This window comes from Bacillus sp. MYb78 (assembly GCF_002975115.1).
GTDB classification, from domain to species: Bacteria; Bacillota; Bacilli; order Bacillales; family Bacillaceae_G; genus Bacillus_A; species Bacillus_A cereus.
On sequence record NZ_PCOB01000015.1, the window covers coordinates 67,853 to 87,242 of the forward strand.

A 19,390-nucleotide genomic window follows, 5' to 3' on the forward strand; every position below is an offset into this window, starting at 1 on the left:
ATGAATAAAGGAAGAGGATTATTCCAATAAAGAAAAAGGCAGTGCTACATAAGTAGCACTGCCTTTTTGTAATTATATGTATGTGCTCAAAATCTCCCCAGGTAATCCATCAATCTCACAAACTTTCTCCGATGTAAAACCTACGCTTAGTAAAATTTTGCGAGAAGGGATATTATTTGGATCAATCATTGCTTTTAGTACGTTTACATCTGTTTGCTTCGCTATTAAAGCTAGTTGTTAATTTTTGATTATGTACGTACATACAATGTGTAATTAAGTGAATGATTAACATAGTAATTACAGAAAAGGGTGAATGAAGCGTATGAATCAATTTGAGCAAATGATGTACGTTGGTGTCATCATGTCTATTGTACTATCCGTAATGATTTTAGGGTCCTTATATTATAATCCTCGACTATCGTTAACTGATTATCCGAAAGATATTCAAAAAGTAGTTTTTCCAAAATCGATTCATGAAAAAAAGCAAACCATTTACTTTAATATTGTATACAATGCTATTCTTTTCGGTTGTCCTTTCGTTTCTACATATATATTACATAAGCATGAAAAATTAATGTATATGGATGCTTATTTACACACTTTTGGTATTTTAATGATTTTCAATTTAGTAGATTTACTTATAATTGATTGGCTAATTTTTTGCTGGATTACTCCAAGGTTTGTTGTGATTCCTAGTACGGCAGGTATGAAAGGATATAAAGATTATAAGTTTCATTTAAGAGGGGCTATAGTCGCTACTCAAATTTTAGCAATCGTAAGTTTATTTTTGGCGGGAATTGCAACAACTATTTAGTGTGAAGAAGGGCATGAAGCTTTTATAAAAGATAAGGAGATTTATAATATATAGAATTAGAAATAAGAATTTGTTAGTATTGAAGTGAGGAGTTTTAATAACAGTATATTAAGCCGTATTAATATACTGTTGCAAATGTTTTGATATTATGTGAAATTATACAATTTTACAGAGGCATTTGATAAAATTCAAAAAATATAATGGAGGCTAATATGAAAAAAGTAATTGGCGCAGCAACAGCAACTATTTTTGGATTGGGGGCGTTTACCACAACTGCTACCGCAGAAACAATCGTAACAGCAGATGTACTTAACGTACGTGAAAAACCGACTACAGAATCAAAAGTGGTCGAAAAAGTAAAGAATGGGCAAGAGTTAAAAGTCATCAATACCGAAGATGGCTGGTCAAAAATTGAATTGAACGGTAAAGAAGTGTTTGTAAGTTCGGAGTTTACAAAAGATGTGTATCATGTAACGGCGAATTTGTTAAATGTACGTACCGAAGCAAACACAGATTCAGAAATTCTTGGCAGACTAAAAAAAGATGATGTAATTGAATCAACGCATCAAGTAAAAGACGGATGGTTGGAATTTGAGTATAAAGGAAAAATTGCTTATGCAAACGTTTCTTTCCTATCAAGTACAGCACCAACTGAAAAGAAAACTGAAGAGAAAACGAAGCAAGTAGCGAAAGTACAAAAATCAGTTAAAGAAAAGAAAGAAGTAAAGACGCAGAAAGTAGCAAAAGCGAAAGAAACAACGAAAGCACAAGAAATAGTAAAGCCTAAAGAAGAAGTAAAAGTTAAAGAAGAACCGAAAGCACAAGAAATAGTAAAGCCTAAAGAAGAGGCAAAAGTTAAAGAAGAAGTAAAAGTTAAAGAAGAAGTAAAAGCACAAGAAATAGTAAAGCCTAAAGAAGAGGCAAAAGTCAAAGAAGAAGTAAAAGTTAAAGAAGAACCGAAAGCGCAAGAAATAGTAAAGCCTAAAGAAGAGGCAAAAGTCAAAGAAGAAGTAAAAGTTAAAGAAGAACCGAAAGCGCAAGAAATGGTAAAGCCTAAAGAAGAAGTAAAAGCTAAAGAAGAAGTAAAAGCTAAAGAAGAAGAAAAAGCGCAAGAAATAGCAAAAGCTAAAGAAGAAGAGAAAGCAAGAGAAATAGCAAGAGCTAAAGAAGAAGAGAAAGCAAAAGAAATAGCAAAAGCAAAAGAAATAGCAAAAGCTAAAGAAGAAGAGAGAGCAAGAGAAATAGCAAAAGCTAAAGCTAAAGAAGAAGAAAAAGCAAGAGAAATAGCAAAAGCTAAGGAAGAAGAAAGAGCAAGAGAAATAGCAAAGGCTAAAGAAGAAGAGAGAGCGAAAGAAGTATCAAAAAACAACATACAGTCTGCTAAACGTGAATTAACGGTAGTAGCGACAGCGTATACTGCTGATCCAAGTGAAAATGGTACATATGGTGGACGCGTTTTAACTGCGATGGGGCATGATTTAACGGCAAATCCGAATATGAGAATTATCGCAGTTGACCCGAAAGTAATCCCATTAGGATCTAAAGTATGGGTAGAAGGTTATGGAGAAGCTATCGCTGGTGATACTGGAAGCGCAATTAAAGGTAATCGTATTGATGTATTAATGGGGTCAAAAAGTAAAGCTATGAATTGGGGAAGAAAAACTGTTAAAGTAAAAATTTTATAGTAACTATAATGATCCAAATAGAAGTCAGTTCTCTTTATTGAGGCTGGCTTTTATTTTTTTAGTAGAAGTATAATAGGATTTTTAAATGACTTATTAATAAACCTGTAATAAAACATAAAAATTGTCTCATGTTTAGAAAAACTATTAAGAATGAGGTAAGGAAGTAGAACAGAAGGTTATTGAGAAGTAGAGAAGAATAGTATGTTGAAAACGAAGGGTTAACGTATAATGAAATATATAAATCGGATCAAATCGTTTACTAAACACTTTCACTCATAATAGTGTAATTAAGTTCAAAGGATAGGTGTATTTCATGAAAGAAGTAAGAGAATATATTGAAACAAAGAAACAAGGTGTATTGGAGTTGCAAATAAAAGAAACGGAAGAAAAGCTAGGTGCTGCTTTCCCAAATCAATATAGGGATCTTATTAAATTAGTTAATAATGCTGAAATAGGGGAATGGATACTATATCCGATTAAAGATAATAGAAATGTAACGAAAACTTGGGATGATATTGTTAGACAAAACATTGACATGAGAGATGAGTCTATACCAGAAAATCTTATCATAATTGGTGACGATGGTTCAGGGGATAAATTGTGCTTTAAAATAAATAATGGAAAAACGGATGATAAAATATATATATTTGGTATCACGCGGATGACGAAATGGAAGAAATATCTCCGAGTTTAAAAGAATTTATTATGGAAACTATTCAGGAAGACGATGTTTTTTAGTCTTAATTATTATCATTTTGTGAATCATTCTTATAAAAGGCGAGGATAGAATATGACAATAGAATTATATGGCGCACATTGTAATGAGCGGAAAGGGTATAGAGTAATTGAAGGAAGAGGTTCATATAATCATTACTTTGGCGGTCAAGATTGTAATTTGCCAGTATGTAAGTTATGCGGTGAGAAGATGCATCAAATTCTCTGTTTTGATTTAAAAGATGGGAGACTTGCTGAACTTAAAAGTAATGAACTAAATATTTTACCATTCGTTTCATGCTTGAACTGCGCGATGGTGTGGGAACCGCAATATTTTCAGTTAAGTGATGGAGGTAAAACAGTTCAAATCATAAAGCAGCAAAATACAGAAGAATGGATAATGGAAGAGGAAGATAAGTTACCAGTTTCATTACCAAAAACAACGGTAAAGCTTATAAATATGAAAAATGAAGATATACCTACAGATGAAGATAGTTACTGGGAAGCTTTTGACTTGTTCGGTTCTGAATATGTATGTAGATTATTAGGGGCACCATTATATGCGGATCTTCCAGAGCATTTGGCGTGTCCAACTTGTTCTAAAGAGATGAAGTATGTTGCTACAATTACACAAGATATCGAGGAACGCGGACTTATTTCAGTAGTTGATTTCCAGTTTGGGGAAATGAATATTTATTTTTATTTATGTCAAGATTGTTCAATTATAAAAACGGAAACACAAAGTACATAACAAGACTAACATATTATATTAGTCTTGTTTTTGTATCGCAACATCATTAAGAATCGCATCAAATATATCTTTTTGCGTAAAGTTATCTGTAAAAATAGTTTCTCTGGCAACCTCAATTGTACCGTGCGGATTATACCATTTTTGGAGGGAATCTTCACCAAATTCATATCGTTTGTCCCTTGTGTTATGTCGTCTAATAGTTTCCTCTAATGATAAATCAAAATAATATGTAAATGCATTTTCATCAAAATAACGAATTAATTCTTTTAACATCTCACCATACCTACGACTGTCCAATATACCTTCTAAAATAACAAATTCACATTTTCCTTTTCCGTACTTTGTAATTTCAAATAGTAAATCATGTGATAAATTACCCATTGTGTCGTGTACTCTAAACATATCTCTACGCACAACATCCTGTGATACTAAAAGTGTACCTTGTCCGAAATATTCTTGTAGTTGCTTTGCAATCGTTGTTTTACCACTTGCGGAGTTTCCTCTAAGAATGATTAAAGTGGATGTAAGTATAGGTTTAGACATAATGTATTCCCCCAACGGTATTAATTATATAGAAAATTTTAACAAATAAAGTGAGGAAAGTGTATAATTAATATGATGAATATTTAAGGAGGGGATTAGATGGGGGATATATTAAAAAATGCACAACCTATATGGAAACGGACTTGGTTTCGTTATCTAGGGGCATTTTTTATTGTTCAGTTACTGTTTATTTTGTGTGAAATAACTGCGTGGGCACCAAACTTTAGGCCAGGCGGAGAGTTTTTTAATAGAATATTAAATTCTCAATTTTTCACTGAATGGTTCACACTCTATACAATCCCGCAATTTAACGTATTTACAGCATTTTTTGCGATTACATTACTACCATATGCATTAGTAGGTGCAATGAAAGATGTAACATCAAGAAAAAATATAAAGGAATAATAGAGGTATAATATGCTTTTTCAAAAAGAAGGTTTATTGATTAGATACGTAATGGAAAATGATGCAGCTATCATTTCTAAATGGTTAACGGACCCAGCAGTCCTGCGGTATTACGAAGGGCGAGATAATCCGCAATCTGTAGAAAAGGTGCTTGATCATTTTATGCATAATCCAAACAGTAATGAAAATAGATGTTTAATAGAATTTGATACCGTTCCGATTGGTTACATACAAATGTACCCAGTTGATTCAGAGTGGAAAGCGATATATGGCTATAAAGAATCACAAAATGTATGGGGAATGGATCAATTTATCGGTGAACCAGTCTATTGGGGAAAAGGAATTGGACAAAAACTCGTTCAGGCAGCAATTACATACATTATGGGTGAAATGGGAGCAGAAGCAATCGCAATGGATCCGAAAGTAAATAATGAACGAGCGATAAAGTGTTATGAAAAATGCGGATTTAAAAAAGTAAAGATTTTAAAGGAACATGAGCTGCATGAGGGGGAACTAGAAGATTGTTGGATGATGGAATACAAACAATTATAATGAATATGCAATGGCTTATATAAACGAAGGGAGCTGTGTGAAATGAAAAAAGCATTAATCGTAATTGATGTGCAAGCCGGTATGTATACAGCTGGAATGCCAGTACATAATGGGGGAAAGTTTTTACAAACATTGCAAGAGCTTATTGGGGAATGTCGTTCAAATGATATTCCAGTTATTTATGTCCAACATAACGGTCCTAAAGACCATCCGTTAGAAAAAGGTACGGATGGATGGCGAATCCATGCAACAATCGCTCCGCAAGAAGGGGATGATATTGTTGAAAAGACGACGCCAGATTCATTCCATAAGACAAACTTAAGCGAAGTGTTACAAGAGAAAGGAATTGAACACGTTATTCTTTCGGGAATGCAAACAGAGTATTGTGTAGATACGACAACGCGCAGAGCATGTAGTGAAGGATATAAAGTAACGTTAGTGAGTGATGCGCATAGTACATTTAATACAGAAGTGTTACGTGCTGAAGATATTGTGAAACATCATAACACAGTATTGGGAGCGTTTGCGGATGTTGTTGCATTAAAAGACTTGAAAGTGGCTGCCTCTAAATAAGAGGCAGTTTTTTTATTAGAAAAATAGCGTCAAATATTGTTGGTAAGTCGATATTTTGAAATAATCGTTTATATAATTTCACGTACCATAATAAAAATATACAAAAAAGGAGCACCACATAATTAAAAAGGGTGCTCCTGCATTAAAATGTTACTTTTTCTTGTCTTTATCCAATATATTTTGTTCTTCAGCAAACTCCGTACCATATGCAAAGCGGCGATTAATACGAATGTTATCATTGTTGTGCCTTGTATGAGAGTTAGAGAAGCGATGAACGATTACTTCAGATAAAGTGAAGACGATGGCAGAAAGGATACTGCCCCATGCAATTTGCATATAGTTGTCTAATAAAATATTACCGAAAATCCATACGCTTAAATATGTTAATAAGAAATCCGACATAATGGCACCAGTATTGCCAATTCGATTTAAAATAATTTTATCAACGAACATGTAGGATACGATTGTAACAAAGAGACTGAATGAAATAATTTGAACAAACGTTGCAGGGAAAAATAAAGCAAGCCCAATGCTAAATGCGATAATGCACGATATAAACTTGATAAGCACTACTGTGAAATCATTCAAAATTTACACCTCCGATTTATACATAGTTTTGCAATAAATTCTGGAGTTCATACATTGTAACGGATTTATTTACATAAAACTTTTTCATGTTCGGGATTTAGTCTAAATATTATAAAAATAACGAAAAAATGTTATAGTAAAATGAGAGTGTATGACATTTTTAGGTAAGGGGGAATCCAGGATGTGGATTACTTCAGAAGTAGAAATTCCAGATGAGTTAATTGATCACATTGAGCAAGGAAAGTTAGTGTTATTTGTTGGAGCGGGAGTTTCTATGAAAGGGAAATCAAACTTACCAAATTTTGATGATTTAGTTGATGAAATTGCAAAAACGTTATATGTCGAAAAGCGTGAAATAACAGAACCACATGATTATTATCTTGGTAAAATTGCGAAAACAAAAGATGTACATCAAGTCGCAAGAGATCTTGTTCATATAGAGAAATCAAAACCGAATCCATTACATTATGCAATTCCAAGGTTATTTCCTTTAGATACAGATATCCGCATTGTAACAACAAATTTTGATCAACATTTTACAACTGCAATTAAAGAAATAAATAGAGATATCAATGTTTATTACGCTCCAGCTTTACCGACTGGGAGAGCTTTTAAAGGTCTTGCTTATATACATGGTAATGTAGAACAGGAGAAAGAGGCTTTAATTTTAACAGACGGTGATTTTGGAAGGGCTTACTTAACGGAAGGGTGGGCGAGAAGATTTTTAGTCGATCTATTCTCAAATTACACCGTTTTATTCGTTGGATATAGTCATAATGACCCAGTAATGAAATATTTAGCAACTGGTTTACCACCAAGTACAAGACGATTTGCTTTCGTCGCACAAGGAGAAAATACGTACCACTGGGAACATTTGGGGATAAGACCGATTGTGTATCCGAATAAAGTGAATAATCATCAATCCCTCGTAAAAGCGGTAAAACGCTGGGCGGAATTAATGGGTGATAATTATATTACGAAAAGAATGCGTATTCGGGATATTGTAACGGTTCCCCCGTCAGTAGAACAGGAACAATTATCATACATAAAGCAATCAATTAAAAAAATTGAAACAGTTCGTTACTTTGTGGAATTTGCTCACGATTATGAATGGGTCGAATGGTTAGAAGCAGAAGGTAAATTACAAAATTTGTTTATGCTTACGCCAAACTATAATGAAGTAGATGAATTACTTGCAGAATGGTTAGTGGAACAATTTCTTTTTAGTCATCAGAAAGAATTATTTCAATTAATTTATAAAAATCATTCTAAAATATCAACGTTATTATGGAAAACAATTTGTAACTACTTAAACGAAACGAAGAGTGAGATGGACCCATTGTTGTTTGCCAGGTGGACACTCCTTTTATTAGAAACTGCTGAAAAAGATAGTAGTTCTATAGAAAAGATTTCTAAGTTATTGCAAAAATGTTCTTTTCCTGAGCATAAAGAAATTGCCTTATTGTTACTAACTTTTATTTTAGACGGAAAGCTGAAGTTGAAACGTGTAAGAAAATGGGGAAATGATACGCAAGAATCAATAGAACTCGAGGAATCGAGTCGCTTACCAGTATCTACATTTTCTCATGTGGAGCAAATTTGGAACGAAAAGATGAGGCCATATATCGCCTATTATGCTGTTCCAATTATGATGATCGGATTAGAAAAATTGAGAATGTTGTCATTAAGACAAACGGCACTGAAAAAAAGAAATACGGAAGATGTAGAAAAAGAGTTTCATCAAAATGATCTTGCATTTTTAATACAAATTGTAAAAGAGTGTCTAACTTATTTATGTGAAAACAATGAGAAAAAAGCGGATTATTATATTACAGAAATGATAGAAGCGAATAGTGTACTTCAAAAGCGAATTGCAATTGATGCGATGAATAAAAATATTTTTGTTCGTGTAGATGACAAAATGAAATGGTTGTTACAGGAAGGACTTCTTTTAGATTTCACTTATAAACATGAAGTTTTCCAACTTTTAAAAAGTCATTATGCACATTGTTTGGAAAAAACAAAAGAAGAAGTCACTCGAACTGTAATAAAGCGTCTTACAGAAGAGAGAGTATTTGATGCATGTCTCGTATTAGACTTATTATTCAAGTGTGATTCAAATAGTCCATCTACGGCAAATGGGTATGAGTTAATGAAGCAAAAGCATCCTCATTTTCATTCTGAACGATACAGTGTACAAAAGAAAGAGGATACAGCGCAAAGCATTACTTGTAATGTAACAGCTGACGGATTATTGCAGCTGAAAGATGTTGAAATTATGAAGCAAGTTCGGCAATTTTCGCAAGATGGTGTTTTTGAACAACGCCATTTTTTAGAGATGTTATCAAAAGCATGTAAATTGAATACAGAGTGGAGTATTTCATTCGCATATCAATTAGTAGGAGTGCAAGAAATAAGTAATGAAGTATGGTTTGTTTGTATTAGAGAATGGCGAAATAACAGAGGATTGACAAATGATCAAATCCAAAAAATTATTCCGTTATTGCAGAAATTTGTTAGAAATACTGCTTTTCATTGGTTAATTAGTAGTTTTCTATATGAAATTAGTAATCGACTAGAAGAGTTAGAAGAGAATAGTATACGTGTTGTAAAACGCTTTGCTTTTTCAGTGTTTCCTCAAGTTATGAAGAGTGATACGGATTTTAAGCTTGGAAAACAAGATTTTTACAATGAATCAATTCAGCATCCTGTTGGAAAAATGACGGCTGTATTATTAAAGTTGTTATCATATGATCATTTATACGATCGTAATGTATATGAATATTTATTTTTATTTGAAGAACAAGTAAGAGTTAATTCAGTACGAACAAACTTTATGTTTGCTCGTTTAATAGCAGATATTACATTTCTATATCATATTGAAAAGCAATGGTGCCGAAAATATTTGTTACCATACTTAGATTTAAAAAAACAAAATGAAATTACGGAATATGCATGGGCTGGTTTATGTTACACGCAAATAAATTTACCTTTATTTACAGAAATGAAGCGTTTTATTAAGTATGCGATAGAACATTTGGAAGTATTACATCCGCATACGAGGGAAGCTTTCTTGAAGTGGCTTAGCTTTGTATTTATTAAATGTGTACTATATTGGGAGCAAAAAACAGATTGGTTATACCCTTTACTCGTATTAGAAAATGAAGAAAATAAAATTAAATTTATGCAGTTTTTATGCTATTACGTCAAAACATTAAGTGTAAAAGAACAACGAAAATTTTGGACAGCTTGGCTCAGTGTATTTTTGCGAGAACGACCAAAAATGGGTGAGATAACAGCGAGAGAATATGTAATGCTTTTACGTATTATTTTATACATGGATGAAATATTAGAAAAAGGATTATGTATTATGTCTCGTGCATTTTCAAGTGTAAATGGTAAATGTACAGGTGAGGAAATGAAGCAGTTATTGATTGAAATGCTTCATAAGAAAGAAAGTATGAAAGCGCATAAAGAAATGTTTGCAAATGTGTTTTTTATTTTACTACAAACATGTCAAGAAGCCGATTTATTTGAAAAAGAAATCATAAAAATAAAAGAATTATTAGTTCAGTATGGAGTAGAGGAATATGTTTTACATTTACTAGAAAATGAAATAATTCGCATAGGAATTGTAATGGGTGATTTACAAGAAGAATTATAGGACGAAAGTGGAATTTTAAAAAATATATAAAAAGTTGTTGACAGTGTTTTGAAAAGCGTTCTATAATACGAATCATACTTATTCAATTTCAAAAACATTTGAATAAACAAAGTGCAATGAAGAGATCACAGTAGTGGTTAGTCTTACTGTAACAGAGAGCTGGTGGTTGGTGTGAACCAGTACAGGGATAATCATGAATTACAGTCTTGGAGCATCTTTTTCGTAATAAAGATAGTTTGTCTTTATGAGGAAAAAGCGGTCAATTGATCGTTAACAGTGAAGAGAGGTAGACAGAAAGTTAGTCTACAACTAGGGTGGTACCGCGATAAATATCGTCCCTACTGATTTATTCAGTAGGGACTTTTTGTATTTTAGTGGTCCAACTTGAAAATAAAATAGTCATGCATTGAAAGGAAAAGCAGTAGTTGTTGTTTCCCTGTAACAGAGAGCTGGTGGTTGGTGCGAACCAGTACAAAAACAAGAGCGAATTACAGTCCTGGAGCATCTTTTTCGTAGTAAAGATAGTATTGTCTTTATGAAGGGAAAGACGGTCAGATGATCGTTAACAATGAAGAGAGGTAGACGAAAGAAGTCTACAACTAGGGTGGTACCGCGATAAATATCGTCCCTACTGATTGGATCAGTAGGGCTTTTTTGTACAAAAAAGTGGCTTTTTAACTAGTAGTTCATGTCTTTGTACGAATTATTAGTTTAAAATAAGAAGAGGTATCGATTCCACTATAAATTTGTATAATTAACCAGTTCAGAAAATAGAGAATCTTTTATTCTCTTACTATACTTTTAAAACATTAGAGGAGGATTTCCAAATGGCAAATCATGAATTAGATCAATTACGTAAACAGGTAGATGAAATTAACTTACAACTATTACACCTTTTAAACAAACGTGGTGAAATCGTTCAAAAAATTGGAGAACAAAAGCAAGTACAAGGTACGAAACGCTTTGATCCAGTACGTGAGCGTGAAGTACTTGATATGATCGCAGAGCATAACGAAGGACCATTCGAAACATCAACAGTTCAACATATTTTCAAAACGATTTTCAAAGCAAGCTTAGAGTTACAAGAAGATGATAACCGTAAAGCGTTACTAGTATCACGTAAAAAGAAACAAGAAAATACAATCGTTGATGTAAAAGGTGAATTGATTGGAAACGGAACACAAACGTTCATCATGGGACCTTGTGCAGTAGAAAGCTTAGAGCAAGTTCGTCAAGTAGGGCAAGCGATGAAAGACCAAGGCTTAAAATTAATGCGCGGTGGTGCATTCAAACCGAGAACATCTCCATACGATTTCCAAGGTTTAGGAGTAGAAGGACTACAAATTTTACGCCAAGTAGCAGACGAGTTCGACTTAGCAATTATTAGTGAAATTTTAAATCCGAACGATGTTGAAATGGCATTAGACTACGTTGATGTAATTCAAGTTGGCGCACGTAACATGCAAAACTTCGATTTATTACGAGCTGTAGGTAAAGTTAACAAACCAGTATTATTAAAACGTGGATTAGCAGCAACAATTGATGAGTTCATTAATGCAGCGGAATACATCATTGCGCAAGGTAACGATCAAATTATTCTTTGTGAGCGTGGTATCCGCACATACGAAAGAGCAACACGTAACACATTAGACATTTCTGCAGTACCAATTTTAAAGAAAGAAACACATTTACCAGTTATCGTTGATGTAACACATTCAACTGGACGCAGAGATTTATTATTACCAACAGCGAAAGCGGCACTTGCAATTGGCGCAGATGCAGTAATGGCTGAAGTTCATCCAGATCCAGCAGTTGCATTGTCAGATTCTGCACAACAAATGGACATTCCAGAATTCCATAGATTCATGGATGAGTTAAAAGGTTTCAAAAATAAATTATCTTAATTCCATATCATATATGCGTTGAAGAGGAAACAGTAGTGCTTATCTCACTGTTAAAGAGAGCTGATGGCTGGTGTGAATCAGTACAAAGGTAAGCATGAATTACAGCCTTGGAGCATCTTTCTCGACAACTTATGGAGGGGAAGACGGTCAAACGATCGTTAAAGAAGAAGAGAGGTAGACGACAGTTGTCTACAACTAGGGTGGTACCGCGATAAACATCGTCCCTACTGAGCGCTCAGTAGGGACTTTTTTGTACAAAAAAATAGTAAAGGGGCAAGAGAAATGAGATACATTACAGCTGGAGAATCACATGGACCGCAGTTAACAGTTATTTTAGAAGGTGTACCAGCAGGTTTGACACTTACGGCGGAACATATTAATAAAGAATTATTAAGAAGACAAAAAGGTCATGGACGCGGAAGACGCATGCAAATTGAAACAGATACAGTTGAAATTGTAAGTGGTGTTCGTCACGGGATGACACTTGGATCACCGATTACGTTAATCGTAAAAAATGATGATTTCAAACATTGGACGAAAGTAATGGGTGCTGAGCCAATTTCTGAAAAAGAAAGTAAGGACATGAAACGTACAATTACAAAACCACGTCCAGGACATGCGGATTTAAATGGAGCAATTAAATATGGTCATCGTGATATAAGAAACGTATTAGAGCGCTCATCTGCAAGAGAAACGACAGTTCGTGTAGCTGCTGGTGCAGTTGCAAAACAAATTTTAAGCGAATTAGGCGTAAAAATTGCAGGACATGTTCTTGAAATTGGTGGAGTAAAAGCAAAACATATTTCAAACTTACCGATTGAAGAAATTCAAACGATAACTGAAAACTCACCAGTTCGATGTTTAGATAAAGAAGTAGAGCAAGAAATGATGGATGCGATTGACAACGCAAAAAGTAGCGGAGATTCAATCGGTGGTATTGTGGAAGTTATTGCAGAAGGTATGCCAATTGGCGTTGGTAGTTACGTTCATTACGATCGTAAATTAGATGCAAAACTTGCTGGTGCAATTATGAGTATAAATGCATTTAAAGGTGCTGAAATTGGCTTAGGTTTTGAAGCGGCAAGACAACCAGGAAGTAAAGTGCATGATGAAATTCTGTGGGATGAAGAAAAAGGATACACGAGAAAAACGAATAATGCCGGTGGTTTAGAAGGCGGTATGACAACAGGTATGCCAATTGTCGTAAGAGGCGTTATGAAGCCAATTCCTACATTATACAAACCGTTAGCAAGCGTTGATATTGATACGAAGGAAGCATTCCAAGCGAGTATTGAAAGATCTGATAGTTGCGCAGTACCAGCAGCGGGTGTAGTAGCTGAATCTGTTGTAGCATGGGAACTTGCAGATGCACTAGTCGAACAATTCGGAAAAGATCGTATGGAATTATTAAAACAAAACATTATGCAACACAATAACTACGCAAAAGAATTTTAATAAAAAGGTGGGTTTAACGTGCAAGTAAAAGATCAACTATCATCATTACAACCATATAAACCAGGTAAATCACCAGAACAAATGAAAGAAGTGTACGGAGATCATTCGTTTGTGAAATTAGCATCGAATGAAAATCCATTCGGTTGTTCACCGAGAGTTTTAGAAGAGTTGCAAAAATCTTGGTTGGAACATGCTTTATATCCTGACGGAGGTGCTACGACGCTCCGTCAAACAATCGCGGATAAGTTGCATGTGCAAATGGAACAAGTACTTTGTGGTAGTGGTTTAGATGAAATCATTCAAATAATAAGCCGCGCCGTATTACGAGCGGGAGATAACATTGTAACAGCAGGTGCAACATTCCCGCAATACCGTCATCATGCGATTATTGAAGGCTGTGAAGTGAAAGAAATTCCTTTAAATAATGGTGTATACGATTTAGACGAAATTTTGTCAGCGGTAAATAATAATACGAAAATCGTATGGATTTGTAATCCGAACAACCCGACGGGCACATATGTGAATGAGCAAAAATTAACTCAATTTATTGAAGGCATTAGTGAAAATACGTTAATTGTCATTGATGAAGCGTACTATGAATACGTAACAGCAAAAGATTTCCCTGAGACATTACCGCTTTTAGAAAAACATAAAAACATTCTTGTACTTAGAACGTTTTCTAAAGCATATGGATTAGCTTCTTTCCGCGTAGGATATGCGATCGGACAGGAAGAGCTAATTGAGAAATTAAATGTCGTACGTTTGCCATTTAACGTATCTTCATTAGCGCAAAAAGCAGCGACGATTGCTTTTGGTGACGATGAGTTTATTGAGGAAATAGTTCGTGTGAATACAGAGGGATTACAACAATACGAAAGCTTTTGTAAGGAAAATGAAATTCCATTTTATCCATCACAAACAAATTTCATCTTCTTGCCAGTTGAGAATGCAGGAGAGATTTATGAAGCTTGTGCACATGCAGGATTTATTATTCGTCCGTTCCCGAATGGTGTCCGTATTACAGTCGGAACAAGGGAGCAAAATGAAGGAGTGATTTCAGTGTTAAAACAACACTTTGAAAACAAAAAAAGTAAGTCTCGAGATGAGGCAAATGCGTAAAAAGGTAGTTTTAATTGGAACTGGTTTAATCGGAGGCTCTCTCGCATTAGCGATTAAGAAAGAGCACGATGTAACGATAACAGGTTACGATATATTTAAAGAGCAAGTAGAGCGTGCAAAAGAATTACACGTAGTAGATGAAGTAGCAGTTGATTTACAGCATGCATGTGAAGAGGCACATTTAATTATTTTTGCTTCTCCAGTTGAAGAAACGAAGAAACTATTACACAAACTTGCGTCATTCCGTTTACGAGAAGATGTTATAGTGACTGATGTAGGTAGTACAAAAGGGTCTATTATGAACGAAGCGGAAGCTTTATTTTCAAAGGAAGTTTCTTTCATTGGGGGACATCCGATGGCGGGTTCTCATAAAACGGGAGTTGAAAGCGCAAAGGCGCATTTATTTGAAAATGCATTTTACATTTTAACACCGATGAATCATATACCAAATGAACAAGTGGAAGACCTTAAAGTATGGTTAAAAGGAACAGGATCTCATTTTCTTGTTTTAAATACAGAAGAACATGATTATGTAACAGGGATTGTTAGTCATTTCCCGCATCTTATCGCAGCAGGTTTAGTAAAGCAAGTTGAGAAACATGCAGGAGATAATCCGCTCATTCATCAACTCGCTGCTGGAGGTTTCAAAGACATTACACGTATCGCATCTAGTAGTCCGAAAATGTGGAGTGATATTGTAAAGCAAAATCGAGAGCATTTAATGGTATTATTAAAAGAGTGGATCTCTGAAATGGAAGGTTTATATAAGACAGTTTCTACCGGAGATGCAGGCGAGATTCAAAACTATTTTGCAGATGCGAAAGAATACCGTGATTCTTTACCAGTAAGAAAGAGTGGTGCAATTCCTGCCTATCACGACTTATACGTTGATGTATTAGACAAGGTGGGGGCATTGGCTCATATTACGAGTATTTTAGCGCGCGAGGAAATTAGTATTACGAACTTGCAAATATTAGAAGCGCGTGAAGGACTGCTTGGGGTATTACGTATTAGTTTCCAAAGGGAAGAAGATCATATGAAAGCAAAGCTAGCGCTTGGAGAAGAAGAATACCAAACTTATGAAACAATTTAAATGAGAAGGTGAAAAACGTGAAAGAAAGAACAATACAACCTGTTAATAACGGATTGAATGGCAATATTACAATCCCAGGTGATAAATCCATTTCACACCGTGCTGTTATGTTCGGTTCGATTGCAGAAGGGAAAACAACAATTAAAGGTTTCTTGCCCGGTGCAGACTGTTTAAGTACGATTTCATGTTTTAAAGAAATGGGAGTAGAAATTACGCAAAACGGTGATGAAGTTACTGTAGTTGGTAAAGGATTAGAAGGTTTACAAGAACCGAAAGCTGTATTAGATGTTGGTAATTCTGGTACAACAATTCGATTAATGTCAGGTATATTAGCTAACACACCATTTTTCTCTTGCGTACAAGGTGATGAGTCTATCGCAAAAAGACCTATGAAGCGTGTAACAAACCCATTAAAACAAATGGGTGCAAACATTGACGGCAGAGAAGAAGGAACATTTACACCGCTAACAATACGTGGCGGAGATTTAAAAGCAATTGAATATATTTCTCCTGTTGCAAGTGCACAAGTAAAGTCAGCTATTTTACTTGCAGGTCTTCGTGCAGAAGGTGTAACAGCTGTTACAGAACCACATATTTCACGCGACCATACGGAAAGAATGCTTGAAGCATTTGGTGTTAAAGTAACTCGCGAAGGGAAAACAGTGAGGCTGTCAGGTGGACAAAAATTAACAGCAACAGACATTCAAGTGCCAGGTGACGTATCATCAGCAGCATTTTTCTTAGTAGCAGGTGCAATCATCCCAAATAGTAAACTAGTATTACAAAATGTAGGAATGAATCCAACTCGTACAGGTATTATTGATGTTTTAGAGAAAATGGGTGCTACGTTCACTGTAGATATAATTAACGAAGGGGCATCAGAACCAGCTGCAAATATTACAATTGAAACATCTTCGTTAAAAGGAATTGAAATTGGCGGAGATATTATCCCTAGATTAATCGATGAGATTCCTGTAATCGCATTAGCGGCAACGCAAGCGGAAGGAATTACAGTAATTAAAGATGCACACGAATTAAAAGTAAAAGAAACAAATCGTATTGATACAGTCGTTGCTGAGTTAACGAAACTAGGAGCTCGCATAGAAGCAACTGATGACGGCATGATCATTTACGGAAAATCAGCTCTAAAAGGCAATACAGTAAATAGTTATGGTGATCATCGCATCGGAATGATGCTTGCGATTGCTGGCTGCCTGGCAGAAGGAAAAACAATTATTGAAGATGCAGAAGCAGTAGGTGTATCATATCCTACATTCTTTGATGAACTTCAAAAGTTAGCTAAATAATAAGGATAGAAAGCAGATACGTGATGTATCTGCTTTTTTTGTTAAAATGTCTTTCTAATTTCACTTACCGAACTAAAATAGAAAGAATTGTGATACAATTCAAACAGGGAATGGAGGAGAATTATATGAATGTCATACAATTAAAAGAAGATAAGTTCAGAGAAGCATTACGTTTATCAGAATACGCTTTTCAATATAAAGTAGATGAGGAACGATTACAGCAGCAACTTACAAAGATGAAGGAAAGTCATGAAATATACGGCATTATGGAAGGGGAAGACTTAGCAGCAAAATTACATCTTATTCCGTTTCATATTTACATAGGTAAAGAAAAATTTAAAATGGGTGGCGTTGCAGGGGTAGCGACGTATCCTGAGTATAGAAGAAGTGGGTATGTAAAAGAGCTACTTCAACATTCACTTCAAACGATGAAAAAAGATGGCTATACAGTCTCTATGTTACATCCATTTGCGGTTTCATTTTACCGTAAATACGGCTGGGAACTTTGTGCGAATTTAGTCACATGTCATATGATTAAGAGCGATTTAGTGATGAAAAAACAAGTAAATGGAACTGTGAAACGTTTTAATAAAGAAAATCATCCAGAAGAGGTCGAAAAGCTCTATGAAGTATTTGCAGAACGTTTTTCAGGTATGCTAGTTCGAGAGAAGAACTGGTGGTTACAAGCGGTTTATGATGATTTAACATTAGCGATTTACTATGATGAAAATAAAAGGGCAGCAGGTTACATGTTATACAAAATAGAAAACTATAAAATGACAGTAGAAGAATTTGTACCACTACATAATGAAGCACGAAATGGTCTGTGGAACTTTATTTGCCAGCATGATTCTATGATTAAAGAACTTGAAATGACAGTAAGTGAAAACGAACCGTTGTTATATTCATTGCAAGAGCCACGCGTGAAGACAGAAATAAAACCATATTTTATGGGAAGAATTGTAGATGTAGAGCAGTTCTTAAAACAATATGAGTTGAATTGGAACAATGTACAGCAAGAAGTGATCCTTCACATTACAGACGCATTTGCTCCGTGGAATAACGTAACAGTGAGACTTGCAAATCATGAAATAACAATTGTAGAAGAAACAACGGAAAAAGGAATAAAACTGAATATAAATGCACTATCGGCAATAATGTTTGGTTATAAACGCCCATTAGAACTAAATGAACTTGAATTAATAAGTGGAAGTGACGAGGCAATACGGTCAATTGAGAATCTAGTACCAGTGCGTAAGCCATTTATTTATGATTTCTTTTAATTTGTATGTATGAAGGTGGGCTATCCTAAGTGAAATTTCGGGATAGCTTCCTCTTATATTGTGAATTTTTGTCGGTAAGTCAATATATCATGAGAATCGCTGATATAATTTTAAGTTGCGCCAATATATCCAGAAAGTCACTCATATAATTTCATTCACAAATAGAGGATAAAAAATCACAGTTATACTTTGTCACGCACTTGACTTTTAATTCATGTAATTTATAATTAAAAACGGAATGAATTTTCATTCCTGGAAATTGAGGTGGAAAAATGGCTAAAAACAAACAAGAGGATATTTTTGATGCTGCAATACAACTTTTTGCAGAACGAGGTTATGATGGTACAACAATTCCGATGATTGCTGAAAAAGCAAAAGTAGGCGCAGGTACGATCTACCGTTATTTTGAAAATAAAGAAGCGCTTGTTAATTCTTTATTTACGAAAAGTGTTTTACAACTATCGGAATTAATAAAAAATGATTTCCCGGTCGGTGCAAATATTCGTGAACAGTTTAGCCATACATACAACCGTTTATTTGAATTTGCGAGACAAAATGCAGATGCTTTTCTTTTTACAAATTCTCACTGTGATAGTTATTTTCTAGATGAACATAGCAATGAAATATTCGAGGACTTCATGGGTTTCTTCATGAACTTGATTGAAGATGGAATCGAAAAAGGTTTGCTTCGTCCATTACCACCAATTGCTTTAATTATTATTGTATATCAACCAATTGAAAAATTAATTAAAGTAATGGAAACAGGGCAGTTAGAATATACAGATGAATTAGTAAAGGAATTGGAAGAAAGTTGTTGGAATGCTATTAGAATCATTTGATTCTATAGCGTTATAAGGACAGGAATGAACATTCATTCCGAGAGAGGTATGAAAAAGAATAACAGGAGATGATAAATCTTTACAACTAAAGGAATGAATAT

At 34.6% G+C, this 19,390-nt stretch carries 16 protein-coding genes, 2 pseudogenes and 3 other annotated features; of the genes and pseudogenes, 15 read left to right on the forward strand and 3 right to left on the reverse strand.

The genetic code is table 11. From position 1 onward, the window contains the following. Positions 1-72 precede the first annotated feature (72 nt). A pseudogene (locus CQ064_RS23395) lies at positions 73-237 on the reverse strand (GNAT family N-acetyltransferase); the annotation flags it as partial. A gap of 85 nt (positions 238-322) precedes the next feature. Between CQ064_RS23395 and CQ064_RS23400 the strand changes: the two are divergent. The 4 genes and pseudogenes from CQ064_RS23400 to CQ064_RS23415 all read left to right on the forward strand — a co-directional run bounded on the left by CQ064_RS23400 (position 323) and on the right by CQ064_RS23415 (position 3,964). Beyond that, positions 323-814: a hypothetical protein gene (locus CQ064_RS23400; RefSeq protein ID WP_001071236.1), complete on the forward strand. Its 492-nt coding sequence runs from the start codon at positions 323-325 to the stop codon at positions 812-814. 212 nt (positions 815-1,026) lie between these two features. Then, positions 1,027-2,499 carry a cell wall-binding protein EntB gene (entB, locus tag CQ064_RS23405; RefSeq protein ID WP_000755648.1) on the forward strand — a complete coding sequence of 491 codons (1,473 nt, stop codon included), beginning with the start codon at positions 1,027-1,029 and terminating at the stop codon, positions 2,497-2,499. A 313-nt stretch (positions 2,500-2,812) separates the two neighbouring features. Further along, a pseudogene (locus tag CQ064_RS23410) lies at positions 2,813-3,237 on the forward strand (SMI1/KNR4 family protein). Positions 3,238-3,289: 52 nt separating this feature from the next. Beyond that, the gene (locus CQ064_RS23415) at positions 3,290-3,964 is read left to right on the forward strand and encodes a hypothetical protein (RefSeq protein ID WP_000151353.1); all 675 of its coding nucleotides are present in this window, start codon (positions 3,290-3,292) and stop codon (positions 3,962-3,964) included. An 18-nt stretch (positions 3,965-3,982) separates the two neighbouring features. Here CQ064_RS23415 and CQ064_RS23420 read toward each other — a convergent pair whose 3' ends face one another. Then, positions 3,983-4,507, reverse strand: a complete 525-nt coding sequence (locus tag CQ064_RS23420; protein ID WP_000042589.1) for a kinase — start codon at positions 4,505-4,507, stop codon at positions 3,983-3,985. Between the two features lie 99 nt (positions 4,508-4,606). Here CQ064_RS23420 and CQ064_RS23425 point away from each other — a divergent pair, with 99 nt between their 5' ends. Genes CQ064_RS23425 through CQ064_RS23435 form a run of 3 tightly spaced genes read left to right on the forward strand, consistent with a single transcriptional unit; the run spans position 4,607 to position 6,037 of the window. Then, positions 4,607-4,912 carry a YfzA family protein gene (locus CQ064_RS23425; protein WP_000502339.1) on the forward strand — a complete coding sequence of 102 codons (306 nt, stop codon included), beginning with the start codon at positions 4,607-4,609 and terminating at the stop codon, positions 4,910-4,912. 12 nt (positions 4,913-4,924) lie between these two features. Continuing rightward, positions 4,925-5,464, forward strand: a complete 540-nt coding sequence (locus tag CQ064_RS23430) for a GNAT family N-acetyltransferase (RefSeq protein ID WP_000898784.1) — start codon at positions 4,925-4,927, stop codon at positions 5,462-5,464. Positions 5,465-5,506: 42 nt separating this feature from the next. After that, on the forward strand, positions 5,507-6,037 hold the full coding sequence (locus CQ064_RS23435) for a cysteine hydrolase family protein (RefSeq protein WP_000709534.1): 531 nt from the start codon (positions 5,507-5,509) through the stop codon (positions 6,035-6,037). Between the two features lie 150 nt (positions 6,038-6,187). Here the strand turns inward: CQ064_RS23435 and CQ064_RS23445 are convergent, their stop codons facing one another. Continuing rightward, positions 6,188-6,625, reverse strand: a complete 438-nt coding sequence (locus CQ064_RS23445; RefSeq protein WP_000997702.1) for a YndM family protein — start codon at positions 6,623-6,625, stop codon at positions 6,188-6,190. A 181-nt stretch (positions 6,626-6,806) separates the two neighbouring features. On the opposite strand from CQ064_RS23445, the gene CQ064_RS23450 reads away from it, so the two are divergent. The 8 genes from CQ064_RS23450 to CQ064_RS23490 all read left to right on the forward strand — a co-directional run bounded on the left by CQ064_RS23450 (position 6,807) and on the right by CQ064_RS23490 (position 19,289). Next, positions 6,807-10,289 carry a DUF4020 domain-containing protein gene (locus CQ064_RS23450; protein ID WP_000265171.1) on the forward strand — a complete coding sequence of 1,161 codons (3,483 nt, stop codon included), beginning with the start codon at positions 6,807-6,809 and terminating at the stop codon, positions 10,287-10,289. A gap of 107 nt (positions 10,290-10,396) precedes the next feature. Beyond that, positions 10,397-10,632: a binding site (T-box leader), on the forward strand. A 54-nt stretch (positions 10,633-10,686) separates the two neighbouring features. After that, positions 10,687-10,922, forward strand: a binding site (T-box leader). 194 nt (positions 10,923-11,116) lie between these two features. After that, on the forward strand, positions 11,117-12,193 hold the full coding sequence (locus CQ064_RS23455; protein ID WP_001273575.1) for a bifunctional 3-deoxy-7-phosphoheptulonate synthase/chorismate mutase: 1,077 nt from the start codon (positions 11,117-11,119) through the stop codon (positions 12,191-12,193). 9 nt (positions 12,194-12,202) lie between these two features. After that, positions 12,203-12,422: a binding site (T-box leader), on the forward strand. 53 nt (positions 12,423-12,475) lie between these two features. Next, on the forward strand, positions 12,476-13,648 hold the full coding sequence (gene aroC / locus CQ064_RS23465) for a chorismate synthase (protein ID WP_001269430.1): 1,173 nt from the start codon (positions 12,476-12,478) through the stop codon (positions 13,646-13,648). A gap of 18 nt (positions 13,649-13,666) precedes the next feature. After that, on the forward strand, positions 13,667-14,767 hold the full coding sequence (hisC, locus tag CQ064_RS23470) for a histidinol-phosphate transaminase (protein ID WP_001197263.1): 1,101 nt from the start codon (positions 13,667-13,669) through the stop codon (positions 14,765-14,767). Then, a complete protein-coding gene (gene tyrA / locus CQ064_RS23475) occupies positions 14,760-15,860 on the forward strand; it encodes a prephenate dehydrogenase (RefSeq protein WP_001228132.1) in 1,101 nt (366 codons plus the stop codon). Before hisC ends, tyrA begins: the two co-directional genes overlap by 8 nt. 17 nt (positions 15,861-15,877) lie before the next feature. Beyond that, positions 15,878-17,167, forward strand: a complete 1,290-nt coding sequence (gene aroA, locus CQ064_RS23480) for a 3-phosphoshikimate 1-carboxyvinyltransferase (protein ID WP_000664633.1) — start codon at positions 15,878-15,880, stop codon at positions 17,165-17,167. Between the two features lie 125 nt (positions 17,168-17,292). Beyond that, complete coding sequence (locus CQ064_RS23485; RefSeq protein ID WP_001100923.1) at positions 17,293-18,450, forward strand: GNAT family N-acetyltransferase; 1,158 nt, start codon at positions 17,293-17,295, stop codon at positions 18,448-18,450. A 272-nt stretch (positions 18,451-18,722) separates the two neighbouring features. Further along, a complete protein-coding gene (locus CQ064_RS23490) occupies positions 18,723-19,289 on the forward strand; it encodes a TetR/AcrR family transcriptional regulator (protein ID WP_001107291.1) in 567 nt (188 codons plus the stop codon). Positions 19,290-19,390 lie beyond the last annotated feature (101 nt).